Origin of the sequence: Oceanobacillus sp. FSL K6-0251, from assembly GCF_038004725.1 — a bacterium.
Lineage (GTDB): Bacteria > Bacillota > Bacilli > Bacillales > Amphibacillaceae > Oceanobacillus > Oceanobacillus oncorhynchi.
The window spans coordinates 3,970,952-3,988,222 of sequence record NZ_JBBORS010000001.1 but is presented as its reverse complement, the minus strand read 5'-3'; the positions used below and the strand labels follow the sequence as shown (position 1 = coordinate 3,988,222).

The window sequence follows — 17,271 nt, the reverse complement described above, 5'->3', positions numbered from 1 at the left end:
TTAACATATTAATTTGTTCAGACGTCAATAGGACTTAAATTTTGTTTTAGTACCACATTGTTGGATTTATCGCGGAGAATCATCCGTAAAAATCCCGCTGAGTGAAATTTTGTTTTATTAATAAGCAGGCAGAAATGGAGGGAATAAAAAATGAAATATGTTGAGATGTCAAAACAAGTATTGGAGCACGTTGGCGGTGTAGATAATTTAAATTATGTTGAACACTGCGCCACTAGACTTCGTTTACATTATAATAACGAGAAACTGATAAACGAGGAAGCATTAAAAGGGATTGAAAATACGTTAGGTGTCATTAAGAAAGCTGGCCAAGTGCAGATTATCATCGGGCCTAATGTTAATGAAGCATACAACGATTTTTTAGAGGTGTCTGGGTGGAAAGAGGGGCAAAATAACGAAGCAGGCTCTGCAAAAGAAGCGGAAGAACCGCAAAAAATGAGTTTTATGAACTATTTAAACAAATTTGGTAATTTTATGGCTGCCGTATTTATGCCTATTGTTCCAGCACTGATTGCTGGCGGAATCATTCTTGCCGTTAAAAATCTATTAATCAACTATTTTGGTTTAGACATGGAATCTGGCACTGCAGTCATTATCGATGCTATTTTCAATGCAGCATTTACCTTCTTACCAGTTTATCTAGGATTTACAATGGCGAGACGTTTAAAAATGGAACCTATTTTGGGAGCAGTATTGGGAGCGTTGCTTGTCAGCTCGAATATTAGCGGTCAAGAAGGGCTAAGTTTTTTAGGAATCGGAATTCCAGCGGTGGACTATAGCACCAGCGTATTACCAGTTATGCTTGGTGTTGGGCTTATGTATTTCGTGGACAAATTCTTTAAGAAGGTTATTCCTGAAATCGTCATCTATTTTTTGAAACCGCTATTAACGATGATTATTGTTGTACCAATAACATTAATCGTGTTAGGACCTATCGGAACCCTTTTAAGTGACTATGTGGGTTCAGGGATTACAACGTTAATGAGTACAATCGGCGGACTGGCGATGCCGGTATTCGCTGTGGCTTATCCTTATATGGTTATGTTTGGATTAGATAAAGCGATTATGCCAATCGGTTTTAACAGTGTTGCAACGATTGGATATGACCCTGCCATTATGGTTATGGGGTTCATCTCCAACCTGTGCATTGGCGGAAGTGCTTTAGCAGCAGCTACTTCCATAAAAAATGATAAAGCGAAGAAGGGTATGATTGTTTCTTCTGGTGTAACCGCACTTTGCGGGGTTACAGAACCCGCTTTCTACGGTGCTTTGATTACGCGGCCTAAAATATTAATAGGCACTGCAATTGGAGCTGCAAGTGCTGGTTTGGTTGCTGGTATATTTGGATTGAAAAGCTATATTATGGGTGGAACCCCAGGGTTATTTACTGCGATGTTCTTCATTGATAATCAAGGAGGATTAGGGAATTTATTTTTAGCGGCAATCGTAGGAATTGTTGGGGTGGTTGTCTCCTATATTTCCTGCAGGATTATTATTTCAAGAACGAAATCAACAGAGAAGGCTGAATAAAATAAAGATTTTTCATTGGAGATAAAAAGATTTACTAAATATACCCGGGCCTTGAAAGGCTGGAAGGAACGGATATATTTCTTAAAAAAGTTGATGAGGTGAAATCGATGAAAGTTTTGATTGCACGATTTATTCTTGAATCGAATGCCAATATTCCGTATAAAAGTAATTTAGAGGATTTTGATCTCTTATTTGGAGAGGATTGCATTCGGGAAATGAAATGTAAAGATGTGTTTGCTAAAAAAGGTGTGGAGATAATTCCTTCCATTTATGCTGATGCATCAGCTGGCGGCGTTTTAGAAAAAACGGCATTTGATTATATTGAAAAGAGAATCTTGGAAGATATTAAAAAGCATATTCATGAAATTGATGGGATTTTTCTTCATTTACACGGGGCGAGTGAAGTAGAAGATTTGGAAGGCGGATCTGGGGATCATCATATTATGAAGATGATTCGCAAGCTGACAGGCCCTTATTTGCCAATTGCGGTAGTAAGTGATCCGCATGGTAACCTGTCTAAAGCGTATGTAGAAAGTACCACACTGATTCGCAGTTATCGCGAATCTCCACATACAGATATTAAAGAAACAATTGAATTTATTTGTGAAAAGCTCGTTGATTTGTTGGAGCAACGTCAAAATATTACCCCAGTATATCGTAAATTATCAATGATTTTAGGCGGAGAACAAAGCGTCTCCGCAGATGAACCAGTAAAATCGATTAATCAATATATGGATGAATTAGAAGCGGATTCAAGAATATTAAGCTGTTCCTGGCATGTTGGGTATATTCGTCATGACTGTGATGTTGCAGGGTGTGGAATTGTTGTTATTCCTTCAACAGAGGCTGATCAGGAATATGCAGATCAAATTGCGGATCAGTTGGCGGAATATGTATGGAATAAACGTTATGAATTCCATTATACTGGCTTAACTGCACAGCCGGAGGAAGCAATGAAAATGGCATTAGCGTGTGAAGGAAAGCCAGTGTTCATTACGGATTCAGGAGATAATGTAACATCGGGATCGGTAGGGAGCAATACCTTTATTTTACGTCAGGTATTACATCTTGATGAAGGTCATAACAAACGGTTTTTATTTGCCAGTATTCATGACGCAGAAACCTTAGATAAGCTGAAAAGCTATGAAGCGGGGGAAGAAACAAGCATTTCTTTGGGAATGGATATAGACGAATTATCCGCAAATGTAAATTTAGATGTTGTTATTAAAGCGAAAGGATATTTAGCTGGTTATGCTTATGTGAGAGAGGGGAACTTTGGTGATTGTATAACCGTCAGAATCAAGGATAAACCGATAGATATCGTTGTTTCAGGAAACAACCATCCGTTTGTTGAAATTGAACAGTTTCATGCGGCTGGTCTCGATTATAGAGACTATGATATTATCATTGTTAAACAGGGATATATTTTCCCTGAATTAAAAAAAGAGGGGAAATTAAATATCATGTCATTAACGCAGGGGGCAACGCTGCAGGACACAGCAAAACTTCCATTCAAGCGCATTATGCGCCCCATGTTTCCTATTGATGATATTTAGAAAGAGCAAGAATGGTACTACCCATTGCTAAGAAACAAGGTAATGCACAGGATTGGAATAAATGCATGTTCCTCTGATTAATAAAACCAATCAAATAAAAACATGTATACATTGGAGGCAAGTTAAATGGAAAAACAATATGATTCTAAAAAAGCACAATTAATAGAAATGGATGCTCCTGCTCCAGATTGCACAGGGACTCCAATATTGCTGGATGATACAACGATGCAGCAACGAAGAGAAAAGATATTAGATGAGATGCGTCACGATGGATTGGATGCGCTGCTGGTTTACGCGGATGTGGAACATGGCGGGAATTTTGAGTATTTAGTTGGATTTATTCCTAGATTTGAAGAGGCTTTATTAGTCCTGCATGCTAATGGAGATGCTTTTCTGGTCTTGGGAAATGAAAACTATAATAAAGTACAATTTTCGAGAATTCCAGCAAAAGGAATTCATTGTCCGCATTTTTCCTTGCCTAATCAGCCGATGGAGCCTCACAGTAAGATGTCAAGTGTTCTTCAGGAAGCCGGAATCAAGGATGCAATGAAAATTGGAATGGCTGGATGGAAGCATTTTACCAGCCAGGTAGAGGATAACCGGACTTTATTTGATGTTCCTTCTTTTATTGTAGATACGGTTCGGGAAATGGTCGGGAAGGAAGGTTCTATTACGAACCATACAGATATCTTCATCGGCGGGGATCGTGGCGTTCGCAGGGTGAATAATGCGAATGAAATGGCTCATTATGAATTTGGGGCATCCCTGGCAGCAGATTGTGTCTTGCGTGCGATAGACAAGCTGGAGGTTGGCATTTCTGAAATGGAATTAGGAAATGAACTCCATGCCTACGGTCAAAAAAATAATGTCGTCACGATTGCATCAACGGGTAAACGATTCGAAAACGGTAATTTATACCCAACTTCTAAAAAGGTTACACTAGGGGATGCCATCTCTTTAACCGTAGGATATAAAGGCGGATTATCGAGCAGAGCAGGATATGCTGTTATGAACAGCGAGGATTTACCGGAGAGTAAAAAGCATTATATAGAGGATCTGGCAGCACCGTACTATACTGCAATTACAGCTTGGCTGGAGAATATCCAAATTGGAATGCCGGGCGGGGATATGTATAAGCTGATGAACCATGTTTTGCCACAGGAAGCATATCACTGGGGACTATGTCCAGGACATTTGACGGCGGATGAAGAATGGCTATCGTCGCCAATCTATAGGGATTCAGAGGAAGTTATCAAAAGCGGCATGATTTTTCAAACAGATATTATTCCGCGTGTTGATGGATACGATGGTGTTTCGGCGGAAAGTACAGTAGCCATTGCGGACGATGTGTTAAAACAAGAGCTTAGAGATCATTATCCGGCACTTTGGGAACGGATGATGAAAAGAAAAGCGTATATAAAAGAGACGCTCGGCATCCAATTAAGCGAGGATGTTTTACCGTTATGCAGTATGGTTGCTTATTTGCGGCCGTATCTGTTGGATAAGAAGCTTGCGTTTTATTATAATCATGACTGATAAAGTTGAATCATTGCGTCAAAATTTTTTTGAAATATTTACAGCGCGAATGTGGAGCGAGTTTTAAGTATTAGAAAGAAAGGCAAAAAGAAATGAAATAAAATACTATAAAAATGAGATGTAACTATCCAGTAATAATATAAAAGGGATTTTTTGGGAAAATATAAATCTAGGCAATAGCCTGACACTGTCACCAGTTCTTTGACAGTGTCAGGCTATTTTATTTTCTCTTAGTAATGTTCTTCATTCTTCTACTAAGGATTCAAATGTATAAATATGATTAAAGAAAACAAAAAAGACGCCCGTTATGCAAATCGGGCATCTAATTTTAAATTACTATCTATCAAAGGAGTTGCCAAATATCCCACGGATCATTTTATGTCCGTAACTCTGCAATTGTGATTATTACTTATAACAGATAATATAAATAGCGTTAGAATGGAATTAGAAATAGGCTTTTAATTTTTAACCATCTTCAACACTTTATCTAACTTTTGTTTGCTACCCGTTTCGAAATATCCAGCGAATGGACATCCGACCTCTTGTAGACGTTCTACTGCATTTCCAATTGTAAAGGCTGTTGGTTCTAATCCCTTATGGACTTCATGCCAATATAAAGGCATAGAAACTGTACCCTCTTTTGTCATCCTTGGTGAATAAGGAGCAATCAACGTTTTATCTTGACCGTGTTGAACATAATCGATGTACAAACGTCCTTTTCTTTTTTTCTTTAATCGCTCTGTCGTAAAATCGTTTGGAAATGCTCTTTCTAATGTTTTTGCAACAGCCTCAGTAAAAAAAACTGTCTCGCCGTATGTCATGCTCCCCTCTCGAATAGGAATATATATTTGTAGCCCTTTGTTTCCAGATGTTTTCACGAAAGATACAAGATTTAAATCGTCTAATATCTGCTTTAATAGCTTGGCTGCTTTTACTGCTAAAACAAAGTGCTCTCTCTCAGGCGGGTCAAGGTCAAATACAATTTCCAAGGGGGTCACTTGTCCAATTCGTTGAAAAGGAACATGGTATTCGAGGGAACCATGGTTTGCTAACCAAACTAAACTTTCTAACTGATTGCATACAATTAAATCATCAGCAGCATCAAATGATAAAAAGTCCGGTGCATAATCCGGTATGCTTTTTTGAAAGAACGATTCTTCTTTTATCCCATTGGGACAGCGAATAATTGTTAAAGCGCGTTGTTTTAAAAATGGAAGCATCCAAGGTGATATTTCTCTGATATAAACTAAGAGGTCTTTCTTTTTAAAAACATCTGGCCATAAGTATTTATCCGTGTTACAAGTCTCGATTGGAATTTGAGCCATGTCTAATTGTAATTTATCCAATGTGCATTCAGTATATGAGGTGTTGGGGCTAATACTCTTAAAATTAGGTTCTCTCAACTCTCCTTTATATAAATCCAGAGTATTGATCATACTGGCTATTGCAGGAGGTAGATGATAACTACCCTCGACTAATTTCCCCTGCTCTTTAAAAAGTTTTTGTACTGTTTCAGACGATTCTTTAGATAAGCCATGTTTACATGTACCGATACGTATTAAATTATCGTTATCTAATACGTTCACAGCAAAATAACCATTACTTGGATTATACTCTGTTAAAATGCCTTGAATCACTCTCCAATTTTTAATCTTAAACCAATCATGATGGCTTTTACCTTTTTGATAAGTGCTGTCTTTTCGTTTTGCAACAATACCTTCGCACTTTGATGCTGAAATGACTTTCTGGATTTCTTTAATAGAAGAAAATATTTCTACACATTTTAAAACTTCATTATCGGAAACCGGCTCTAATAATTGATGAAGAATTTCTTTCCGTAAAGATAAATTATTGTTGGTAAGATTCTTGCCTCTTATTTCCTTGATGTCAAATGCCATCAATGCTGCAGGTCTATTACTTGCCTGTTTTTTAATACGGTCAATGCTTTTCGTCCTGCCCCGTGCTTGGATTTTTGTAAAATTAGCTTGGTAGCGATGATTTAGTATGACAAGTTCGCCATCTATTTTTAGTGGTAATTTGCTATTAAAGTAATCGTAATTATCATTGCACCAGTTAATAATTTCAGGAAACTTATTAGAGATATCCAGGTTATTCTTACTAGTTAAAATAATATTTTTATCAGTCCAGCTTAGTACACAGCGAAACCCATCATATTTAACCTCATACAACCATTCATCCCCCTCTGGTATATCTGTTGTTTCTATTGGTTTCATCCAGTTCATATGTAATCACCTCTTTTTAAATAGGATGCCTCATATCTTTGTATAAAAAACATACAAATCAGCAAAATAAATCAAAAAGGAGTGAACGGAATGCATACGATGTGGAAAGGAACAATCAGTTTTGGTTTGGTCAATATCCCTGTCAAAATGCATGCCGCTACTGAAAATAAGGATATAAAACTGCGGCAGTTGCATAAGAAATGTAAGATGCCTATTAAATATGAAAGGACTTGTCCAAATTGCGATAAAGATGTAAAAAGTGAGGATATTGTAAAAGCGTATGAATACGCAAAAAATAAATTTGTTATATTGGATGACGAAGAATTAGAAGCACTAAAGAAAGAGCAAGAAGACAAAGCTGTAGAGATTGTTGATTTTGTTCAATTGGAAGAAATTGATCCTGTTTATTTTGAGAAAAGCTATTACCTATCACCTAGTGAGGGCGGCTCAAAAGCATATGCATTGCTAAGAGAAGCGCTAACAGATACTGGTAAGATTGGAATTGCAAAAATGATGATACGCTCTAAAGAACAGCTTGCTGTAATCAGAGTGTATAAAACTGCGATAGTAGTTGAAACAATACATTACCCGGATGAGGTTCGGGGAGTTGAAGATGTACCCAATGTTCCTAGTCAAGAATCAGTTGGTAAAAAAGAGCTGGACACTGCCAAGCTTCTTATAGAACAATTGACGACTGAGTTTGAACCAAAAAAATATAAAGATAATTATCGAACAGCACTCATGGAATTAATCGAAGCCAAGAAAAACAATGAAGAAGTTGAAATTGGTAAAGATACCAAAGAAAAGCCGGATAATGTGGTTAATTTAATGGATGCGTTGCAGGAATCGTTGGATCGTGCTAAAAGTGATAAGCCTAAAACAACGAAGCCGAAAAAGAAAACGACTACTGCCAAAAGGGATGCAAAGACAAAAAAGGCTACTTCATAAGAGGATACCAGTCCTTAATATCGGGGGCTGGTATTTGTTATCCTGTTATTTTAGAAGAAGATGATATACAGTCGATGTTAGGCAATAAATCCGTTTTGCTTTAACAAATTTAAATGGTAGTTTACAATAAAACTACTGTATATTTATTTAAAATCTTCTAAAAATAGTAAACCTGTCCGATTGTTTTCTATATTCTTCAGTGGTAATCTATGTATGCAAAATAAATATTTTACGAGGAGGAGTAAGATGAGCAAACGGAAAAAAGTATGGTTCGAAGATGCCGGACATAAACTTGACCCTGGCTTAGTGGAACAATTACGAAATTCTCGGAAAGTAACTAATCAAGAAACCAACAACAATGAAATCCCCATTATCGTTTATTTAAGAAAGAATTGTGAGCAAGGAAAAAAAGACGACCTCTTAAAAGTATGCAACGTTGACTCCCATAATAAACTAGGCAGAGAACTCCACAGTATAAATGCTATAAAAGGACATCTAACACCGGATAGAATTAAACAAATTAAAGACCATGAAGCAGTAGATCGTATTTTTTACGATCGGATTGTAACCTCCTTTTTGGATATTGCCAGTGAGCAAACAGGCGCTGCAAAAGTAAGAGAACAGCTTGGATTAACTGGAAAAGGCGTTACGATGGCAATAATTGATACAGGTATTTATCCGCATGAAGACTTGACGACCCCTGCGAATCGGATTGTAGCTTTTCAAGATTTTATAAATGGGGAAAATGATCCGTATGATGATAATGGACATGGGACACATTGCGCAGGGGATGCTGCAGGAAATGGAAGTGCCTCCAATGGAAAGTATACAGGCCCTGCACCAGAAGCTTCTATCATTGGAATAAAGGTTCTGGATGAACAAGGAAGCGGGAGGTTATCCACCATAATTGAAGGCTTGGAATGGTGTATCGACCATAAAGAAGCGCATCATATTCAGATTATCTCGCTTTCGCTTGGGGCTCCGGCGTATGAATCATTCCGGGACGATCCTTTATCGCTAGCTGCTCAAGCTGCATGGCATGAAGGAATAGTTGTCGTTGCTGCTGCTGGAAATAGCGGACCTAGTGCAGCAACTATCAGTACACCAGCAATCGACCCATTTATTATTACAGTAGGTTCGACAGATGATCAGAACACGTTAGAGCGTGCGGATGACGTTATCGCAGAGTATTCTAGCAGAGGCCCTACGATTGATACGCTCGTTAAACCGGATGTTTACGCCCCAGGCACCAACATTATTTCTTTGCTGGCTTCAGGATCGGCAATTGAATCGGAACTGCCAGAGATGGTTATCGATGAAAGTTATATTCAATTGTCAGGTACCTCCATGGCAACACCAATTTGTGCAGGGATTATTGCTCTTATGCTGGAAGCTAATCCGAATCTTAGTCCGAATGATATTAAGAGTATCTTAAAAGCAACCTCTCATCCAACGCTTGATGACGTATGGGGATATATTGAAGCAGAAAGTGCTGCTCGTATGGCGAAGAATTACCAGCTCTCAGCTCCATCTGAAGCTTTGTAGGAAAGTCAGGTTAAGCAATGGGACTGGGAGAAAAGCTGATATAAAAAACAAGGTATTTTATGCTGCGGAAGATGCCGTATTTCATGATTCGGCTCTAGGTATATGCCGGAGTATGCATCTGTCACCAATACCAATCGATAATATTGGTGTTGCTCCATTCTTCTTACTATAAAATAGAAGTGAATAATTTAATTCATCACACAAGAACGGAAAAAGGATTTTCAAACCTTCCATTTGAAAATCCTTTTTCCGTTCCTGCTATTTACTCATCCTTCTCAATCTCAATTTCTTCCTTCCCGAGAATATAATAACTCAATTCTTTCTCCGGAATCTTCTTGAGATCTTTGCGCTTGATCAGGTAAAAGATAATCCCCAAAATAATCCACGCAGCTAAAGCAATTCTGGACTCTACTCCTAAGAATGCAGGAGAGCCTGGAATAAGCAGCAATCCCAGGAAGATAATGCTGGCAATCATCCCAAGAATAGCGATAATTTTCTTCCGGGGCGCTTCAATATGTTTTTTCTCGTTAAAGGTGTGATCCTTTTTCATTTTAAATAAGGTAGAAGCTGCATAGCATGTATAAAAATAAGCAATGGTTACACCGATGGAGGACATGTCTACCACCCACATCAATGCTTCTCTTCCGAACCATGGTGACAGCATCGCAACAATTACTGCGAAAATGATGCCCCAGTATGGCGTTTTATATTTCGGATGAAGCTTGGAGAAGCCTTCCGGAATAATCTTTGCCCGGGACATGGCGAACAATAGGCGGCTGGATGAGATGATAAAGCCGTTCAACCCAGTAAAAATTCCCATTGTCAATGCGACTGCAAGGATGGCTAACCCTAAAGGTCCGAGCAGCTCTTCAACAATATATCCGGTTCCCCAGATATGATTTTCTTCTACAACGCCTTCCCATGGGCGAATCATGGAGGTTGCTATAATCATTAAACTGTATAATGTAGCTGCAGCTAAAATAGCAAAGACGATTAAACGAAATGCTTTATGGGATGGGAAATCAAATTCCTCTGCAGCTTGCGGAACATTGTCAAAGCCGACATAAGCCCATGGAGCAATGGCAACAATGGAAATAATCGCAGCAATTGCTGTTGTTTCTGGCGGGAACATTGGTGTAATATTAGAAAAACCTGCACTTGGCTGGATGCCGACGAGAAGCAGCAGAATAAAAATAGCTGCAATCATAACGATACAAAAAACGAATTGCATACTTCCTGACAGGGTCGTTCCTCTAATATTAAAAAATCCAAATAAAGCGAGTAAAATGGCTGCTACTAAAATTTCGGTCAAATAGACATCCCAGCCGGCAATCTGATAAAGCGGGATATTTTCAATCAATCTTGGAAAGATAAATTTAATCATCAGCGCAAATGCAGATGCATTCAGTGCCACGATGCAGATATACCCTAAAGTTAAAAACCATCCGGAAATAAAAGCATGCGTCCTGCCGAGACTGACATAGGCATAAGCGAATTCTCCTCCGGAAACGGGAAAGCTTTTTATCAGAAACCCATAGCTGACGGCAATCAGAATCATGAGCAAGGCACCGATAAAGAAGCCGATTATTACTCCGAGCGGTCCGGCGGTGGACATCCAATTGATTGGCTGCACAAAGGCTCCCCAGCCAATGGCTGATCCTAACGCAATCGCCCAGACCCAATGCGGCTTGAGTGTTTTGGTCAGTGTCTCTCTCTTTTTCACTTCTCTCATAAGTTAATCTCCTTCGAATATGGAATGGTATGAATTTTTTCTGAATGATAGACGGTGTTATTTTGAAAAAAATTGTCTGTTTTTGACAGATTAAACCGTATAAAACCCTGCTATCCGTATAAAGGCAACGAAGGCATTCAGCCAACAGATTGGTGAATGCCAATTTTGCTAATATACATAGGTATACCCCATATTTTATACGATATAACATCGTCTTCTCAAGATGGTTAGAATGTCCGTACCAGTTAACACGAAGGAGAGGATTATGTCATTATTTGCTATTTCTCGACAATTTTATTTTGAAGGAATACATATCTGCCCGATAAAAAGCTCTCTCAAATTCGACAAAACCGCCATTTTTATCAGTGATTTTTCTTTCTGCAATCATGATGCTTGATCCCTCCGGAATGTGCAACAATCCTGAACCACTTGCTGTGGAAACTCCCGCTCTGATTTCCTGCTCTGCTTGAAAGGTTTTGACTTTTAACTCCCTTTCCAGCAGCTCATAAAATGTCTCCTGATTCAGGTTGAATTGTGCTAATTTCTTTCCTAAGGTAACGGGGTAATAGTGCCTTTCGATTCCCATAGGAAAATCATTAGCGAATCTTATTCTTTTAAAATGGTGGGCCTTTTCCAGCCCAGTAACTTTTTTAACCTTCCGAATAATTCAATTTCTTGCGATGTAATCAGTTTTGCTCCTGGAGTCATTCCCATCTTCTCCATATTTTCAGAGGTACTGCTGAGATTTCCAAGCCAGTCATTAATGGTGCTTACCGCAACGAAGGTTCCTTTTCCCGGCTTTTTCATTAAGATGCCTTCCAGGACAAGCTGCTGGATGCTTTGTCTGACAGTACTTCTGTTGACGTAATATTCATCCATTAATTCTCTTTCGCTGGGGATTTTATCTGCATAACGGCCATTATATACGTTCTGCTCTATTTTTTGCTTTAATTGGACATGAAGCGGAATGGAATTGGTATAGTCTAAGCTCATTGTTGTCCCTCCATTGGTTTTGTCATAAAAGCCTTTGCTGTTGATTGTTTAGCTAATCATAGCATGTTTTGATGGAGGGCGGGTGATTTCGAAGGGGAGTTTGGAGAACTTTATTTGAAAGCATCTTCTTCTAATGATTAGGAAAGATGCTATTTTCACGATATACTGTACATGAATTAATAGAAGGATGAAACGTGAATAAAAATGAGAGGATGAAATGGATGGTAACTCACATCATATGGGATTTGGGAGAAACATTAACGACCCCGCCAAACGGAAGAATGGATGAAAAACCGCTTACGGAATATCCGGAAATAGAATTAAGGGAACATGTACTGGAAGTGTTCGAATCCATAAGTCATATGGGTTTAAAGCATGCGATTCTCAGCAATACAGCAACCAGTGACAGCGACGTTGTTCGAAATCTATTAAAAAGATTACATATTTTAGATAGATTTGAATATGTCTTTGCGACGAAATCAGAACTGGATCCAGCTATTCCAGAAAAACCGGATGGCATCGTATATCACAACGTATTGGATGCACTGAACATCAAGCCTCATGAAGCGATTATGATAGGTAATACATGGGACACGGATATTATTGGAGCTAATAAAGTTGGGATGCATTCAATTTGGCTGCAAAATCCGGAGGTTTCTGTAAGAAAGGATTTTGATGAGAAGGTTATTACTCCTCCATGGATTGTGCCTGTTTGGGATATCCAGCAGGTGCCGAAAGCAATTGAGTTGATTGTTGGGTGCGGCGGGGAGGAGAGAATGGAGTAAATACTATTTATTTTACGCAGAATATCAGGACAGAACTCTCCGTTGACAGTGATACGACAGGGAATATAAAAGGTGAGCAGAGTAAAATCTGTCTCACTTTTTTAGTATTATAATTATTTATTAAAAATAATATAAAGCTGTAAAAATTAAAATTCCAACAATTATAAGGATAATTATTCAATTTTTATCAAAACTACAAACAATACTTCATTTTCTCTTGTTTTTTTAGGAGTAATTAACTATGATTATAGTATTGTGTCTTTATATCCTGTTATAAACAAAAGCATAAATAACGAACTTTATACATTATTACATAATAAGACAAGCAATCATTCAAGCAGGTAAATAGGATAGAGATGCAAAAATAGACAAAGCTGCTTCTTCAGTTATTTTGAGTTGCAGTAACTTATTAAAAAGGGGAGAAAAGAAAATTGGTTTTTGCATTACTGATTCTAGGGGTTTTAGTTTTAATTTTTTCATTTATCTATATCATTTCCCATGTCGTTCAGAAGAGTCTTCTTAAGCGGGAAAAAGTATTAAATAAACGGTTATTCTATAGTACTGCAATAAGCGGAATAGTTTTGATAGCTTTTGGAATAGGCCTTATTGGGTCAGACGAAAATACAGTGAAGGTAACAGAGTTAACAGAAGAAAATACAGAACTCAACAGTGAATTAGAAAGCATCCATGCTGATCATGAACAAGCACTTACGGAGCTGGAAGAGCAGCATACATCTGAGATTGCAGAACTGGAAAGCAAGCATGAGGATGCAATAGCTGATTTGACAGCAGAGGCAGAGGAAGCTTCTGACGACATAGAGGAGTATGAAAAGCTGGTAGCATCCTTGGAAGAGGAAAATGAGCAAATTAACTCTCTAAATGATGAAGTTGATGCACTATCTGAAGAAAATGAATCCTTAAAGGGCGACATTACCGACTTGGAGTCTCAGGTGACAAGTGCAGAATCCAGTTCGGCTACTGCAAGCTCCAGCGGCAGTTCTTCAAGCTCTGAATCCGGATCTGGCTCTAGCTCCAGCTCAGAATCTGATTCTAGTTCGGGTTCGAGTGAATCATCCTCTAGTTCCAATGTGCAATATCAGAACTGTACGGCAGCAAGAGAAGCTGGTGCAGCACCAGTGCGTGAAGGTGATCCTGGATATGGCCCTCATCTAGATCGGGATGGAGACGGGGTTGGATGTGAGTAAGTCATCCACTGATACATCTCTTTAAGAAAAAATTTAATAATAGAAGAGAATGAAAAACAGCTGTGGAGGGTCGGTACCACCTCCATAGCTGTTTTTCATTAATCAGAAATAGTTAATCTTCCAAAAATCGCTTCGTAATCTCTTTCGGCCTGGTGATTGCTCCGCCGACAACACTCGCATAAGCACCTAAATCCAGACAGCGCTTAAACATTTCTGGAGTGATGACATTTCCTTCCGCAATAACAGGAATTTGAACTGCCTCCAATACGTCCTTTAAAAATTGAAAATCATGATGATAGAGTTTTTCTCCGGCTGTTTCTTCTGTATACCCGTGAAGGGTGGTAGAAATACAGTCAAATCCTAAACGCTCAGCTATTTTTGCGTCCTCTAATGTAGCGATATCCGCCATGATTTCCACAGTGTTGTTCTGACTGCGTATATAATCTACTAATTCGCTAAGCTCTATCTTATTTGGCCGTTTCCTTGCAGTTGCATCAAGAGCGATCATTTCACAGCCGCTTTCTAAAAGTTCATCTATTTCTTGATAGGTGGCCGTAATAAAGACAGGGCTGTCAGGATAATCTCTCTTAACAATACCTACGATTGGCAGGCCCACTTCTTTTTTTATTTCCAAAATATCTTCCTTTGTGTTAGCGCGGATGCCGGCAGCACCGCCTTCTTTTGCTGCTAACGCCATTTTAGACATAATAAAAGAACTGTGCAGCGGTTCATCAGGTAATGCCTGACAGGAAACGATTAAAGACTTTTCCACTTTTTCTAGCATGTTATCAATCCTCCTTAAAGAATGGGAAGACTGCTCCGTATAAAGCAGCATCGTTATAGAGTTGCGCTATTTTCAATTCGGTATTTAAAAAATGAGCTGGCAGGAAAATAGTTAGCTGATTTTTAATGAGATTCAGCAGATAGTCCCCTTGTCTGGAGATTCCTCCGCCAATTAGTATTATCGCAGGGTCTTTCATTAGAATGATTTGGGCTAAACCTTTTGCTACTTCTGCGGTCCATTTGTAAATCACATCGTAGCATTTCATGTCACCGGAGCGCGCCAGTTCAAACGCTTTTTCAGCATGAAATGCATTTCCAAGTTCACTTTTTAGCACATTATTCAGTGCTGAAGTGGAGGCTCTTTGCTCGTAATTCAATTTGGTCTCGGGATCATATAAAAGGTAGCCAATGGAGTCGGCTTTTAAATTAGCTCCATCAATCAATCGATGATTATCGTAATGAGCGCCTCCGATGCCGGTACCGAGCGTTAAGCAATATACGTTGTCTGCTCCTTTGGCAGCGCCTTTCCAAACTTCGCCCAGCATGGCTGCGTTCACATCATTTTCAACATATACAGGTACATTCAATCTTTCCGTCAGTCTTTTTTTAAAAGCCGTTCCTGCGTAGTTGGGAATCGTTGGGCCGGCATAAACGATTTCACCTTTATTTCTATCAACGATTCCAGCTGTGCTGATGCCGACTCCTGAAATCGTGTATGCGTGCTTTTGTTCCGTAATAATGGCTTCTACTTGGTGATAGATGGCATCGTCTATATTTACTTTTGTCTCCACTTTGCTTTGGAATTGAAAGACGTGGTTCGTATCCATCACGCCATATTTTATGAACGTTCCACCAATATCTATCGATACATAATTCACCTTCCACCACCTAAACTTTCTTCGTATTATTTATGTGAGCCGTCAATAGACTTTTTGCTCCTTCCACATCCTTGTTAATTAGCATATCTACCATTTTTTCGTGTTCATCATTTATTTTTTGAAATTCTTGATGTGTTATATCGATACGTGATGCAGATTCAAAAAAGTAGCTGGTTATCATATTGGTCATCTGTATAAACAACACATTATTCGTGGCTTCTAACAGCTGTTTATGGAAGTTCATATCCGCTTCTATAAACGCTTCTCTTGTCACGGCTTCTCTATTATTTATAACTGACTCTTTCAGTTTGAGAAGATTATTGTTATTTTCAATTTTAATAATCTCTTCCATTGCGCTGGATTCAAATATGACACGCAGGCTTTGAATGTCTTTTAAGTCGCCGCCGTTCACCTGCCATAGAAAAAAGAAGCTATCAAGTAATTTGTCAATATTCGATTCATTTAAAATAGCACCTTGCCCTTGGCGGACTCTGGTTACACCTGTATTTTCCAGATAACTTAATGCTTCTCTGATCACAGAACGGCTCACCCCGAATATTTCCATAAATTTTCTTTCTGCGGGGAGCCTGTCGCCTGCTTTTAAATTATTATCGATAATGTATTGTTTTATTTCTTGAATAATTGTTTGTTTTAAAGATTTTCTTTCCGATGCATTAATTGGTTCCATCTTCTTTTAACCCTTCCATTTCATAAATATAGTCAAAGATAGGTTCAAAATGTACAGACATGATTTTATGACTGTATTCTAAATTTTTGTTTTTGAGACCTGCCAGTATTTCGCTATGCTCCTTGTAAGATGCTAACAAGTCTTTTTTGCTTTGCATTAAATCAATTTTTACAAGCGAGAAATACTCTTGAATCACCTCGGTGAAATTATAAAACGTTTCATTATCTGCTTCTCGGATAATATGCTGGTGGAACAGCTGATCATATTTTTTGGTGTCCCAATTATGGGTAATTGCTTGGTAGTACTCTTGATTCAAGCTTTTCAGGTAATCGAAATCTACATCTAAATTTTTTTCGATAATCAGCCTTAAAGCACCCAGCTCCAGAATTTTTCTGATTTCAACCAGCTCTCTAATCTTTACGCCATAAGCTTCATAATGATGTTTGAGAATGGATTTAATTGAACGGAAATCAGAGTCCCCTACAAAAACTCCGCCGCCGGGTTTGATTTTTAAGATACCAATAGATTCTAAAGATCTTAACGCCTCTCTTACTACCGTTCTGCTTACCTGCAGCTTGGCAATAAGTTCTTTTTCCGTAGGCAGTTTATCATTTTCTTTTAATTTATTTTCAAGAATATATGTTTTAATCCTATCCATTGCTATTTCTACTAATGATGTTTTTTGAATTGCCATCTACACCACTCCTAATAGAATAATCATAACACATAAGGAAGCAGCATAAGCAGAAGGCAAAAAAGAAGATAATAATAATTTTTTGCATCTAAAAGAATTATCATTCCTGCCAACGTGTTCTCAAGGTTCAAAGAAAT

15 protein-coding genes are annotated in these 17,271 nt (G+C 38.4%); 7 read left to right on the top strand and 8 right to left on the bottom strand.

Going from position 1 to position 17,271, the window contains the following annotated elements:
• The first annotated feature begins 150 nt into the window (after positions 1-150).
• The 3 genes from MKY45_RS19695 (at position 151) to MKY45_RS19685 (ending at position 4,640) form a co-directional block, all read left to right on the top strand.
• On the top strand, positions 151-1,548 hold the full coding sequence (locus MKY45_RS19695; protein WP_042529726.1) for a PTS transporter subunit EIIC: 1,398 nt from the start codon (positions 151-153) through the stop codon (positions 1,546-1,548).
• Between the two features lie 107 nt (positions 1,549-1,655).
• Positions 1,656-3,104, top strand: coding sequence for a M81 family metallopeptidase (locus tag MKY45_RS19690; protein WP_193064618.1), 1,449 nt, complete (start codon positions 1,656-1,658; stop codon positions 3,102-3,104).
• A 126-nt stretch (positions 3,105-3,230) separates the two neighbouring features.
• On the top strand, positions 3,231-4,640 hold the full coding sequence (locus MKY45_RS19685) for a M24 family metallopeptidase (protein ID WP_341173278.1): 1,410 nt from the start codon (positions 3,231-3,233) through the stop codon (positions 4,638-4,640).
• A gap of 458 nt (positions 4,641-5,098) precedes the next feature.
• On the opposite strand, the gene MKY45_RS19680 is transcribed toward MKY45_RS19685, so the two are convergent.
• Positions 5,099-6,883: a DNA ligase D gene (locus MKY45_RS19680; RefSeq protein ID WP_341173277.1), complete on the bottom strand. Its 1,785-nt coding sequence runs from the start codon at positions 6,881-6,883 to the stop codon at positions 5,099-5,101.
• 90 nt (positions 6,884-6,973) lie between these two features.
• Here MKY45_RS19680 and ku point away from each other — a divergent pair, with 90 nt between their 5' ends.
• Positions 6,974-7,831: a non-homologous end joining protein Ku gene (ku, locus tag MKY45_RS19675; RefSeq protein WP_341173276.1), complete on the top strand. Its 858-nt coding sequence runs from the start codon at positions 6,974-6,976 to the stop codon at positions 7,829-7,831.
• Positions 7,832-8,077: 246 nt separating this feature from the next.
• Positions 8,078-9,376: a S8 family peptidase gene (locus MKY45_RS19670; protein WP_042529735.1), complete on the top strand. Its 1,299-nt coding sequence runs from the start codon at positions 8,078-8,080 to the stop codon at positions 9,374-9,376.
• A gap of 262 nt (positions 9,377-9,638) precedes the next feature.
• On the opposite strand, the gene MKY45_RS19665 is transcribed toward MKY45_RS19670, so the two are convergent.
• The 3 genes from MKY45_RS19665 to MKY45_RS19655 form a co-directional block, all read right to left on the bottom strand.
• On the bottom strand, positions 9,639-11,099 hold the full coding sequence (locus MKY45_RS19665; protein ID WP_193064655.1) for an APC family permease: 1,461 nt from the start codon (positions 11,097-11,099) through the stop codon (positions 9,639-9,641).
• A gap of 280 nt (positions 11,100-11,379) precedes the next feature.
• The gene (locus MKY45_RS19660) at positions 11,380-11,694 is read right to left on the bottom strand and encodes a UTRA domain-containing protein (RefSeq protein WP_341173275.1); all 315 of its coding nucleotides are present in this window, start codon (positions 11,692-11,694) and stop codon (positions 11,380-11,382) included.
• 20 nt (positions 11,695-11,714) lie between these two features.
• A complete protein-coding gene (locus MKY45_RS19655; RefSeq protein WP_341173274.1) occupies positions 11,715-12,101 on the bottom strand; it encodes a GntR family transcriptional regulator in 387 nt (128 codons plus the stop codon).
• A gap of 194 nt (positions 12,102-12,295) precedes the next feature.
• Here MKY45_RS19655 and MKY45_RS19650 point away from each other — a divergent pair, with 194 nt between their 5' ends.
• A complete protein-coding gene (locus MKY45_RS19650; protein ID WP_341173273.1) occupies positions 12,296-12,886 on the top strand; it encodes an HAD family hydrolase in 591 nt (196 codons plus the stop codon).
• A gap of 431 nt (positions 12,887-13,317) precedes the next feature.
• Positions 13,318-14,091 (top strand): excalibur calcium-binding domain-containing protein, encoded by a 774-nt coding sequence (locus MKY45_RS19645; protein ID WP_193064622.1) that lies wholly within the window; start codon positions 13,318-13,320, stop codon positions 14,089-14,091.
• A 112-nt stretch (positions 14,092-14,203) separates the two neighbouring features.
• Here the strand turns inward: MKY45_RS19645 and MKY45_RS19640 are convergent, their stop codons facing one another.
• The 4 genes from MKY45_RS19640 to MKY45_RS19625 are packed head-to-tail and all read right to left on the bottom strand — an operon-like array spanning position 14,204 to position 17,134.
• Positions 14,204-14,875: an N-acetylmannosamine-6-phosphate 2-epimerase gene (locus tag MKY45_RS19640; protein ID WP_193064623.1), complete on the bottom strand. Its 672-nt coding sequence runs from the start codon at positions 14,873-14,875 to the stop codon at positions 14,204-14,206.
• Positions 14,876-14,879: 4 nt separating this feature from the next.
• Positions 14,880-15,752 carry an ROK family protein gene (locus tag MKY45_RS19635; protein WP_052484892.1) on the bottom strand — a complete coding sequence of 291 codons (873 nt, stop codon included), beginning with the start codon at positions 15,750-15,752 and terminating at the stop codon, positions 14,880-14,882.
• 10 nt (positions 15,753-15,762) lie between these two features.
• A complete protein-coding gene (locus MKY45_RS19630) occupies positions 15,763-16,440 on the bottom strand; it encodes a FadR/GntR family transcriptional regulator (RefSeq protein WP_042529741.1) in 678 nt (225 codons plus the stop codon).
• Positions 16,427-17,134 (bottom strand): FadR/GntR family transcriptional regulator, encoded by a 708-nt coding sequence (locus MKY45_RS19625; RefSeq protein WP_341173272.1) that lies wholly within the window; start codon positions 17,132-17,134, stop codon positions 16,427-16,429. Before MKY45_RS19625 ends, MKY45_RS19630 begins: the two co-directional genes overlap by 14 nt.
• Positions 17,135-17,271: the final 137 nt, after the last annotated feature.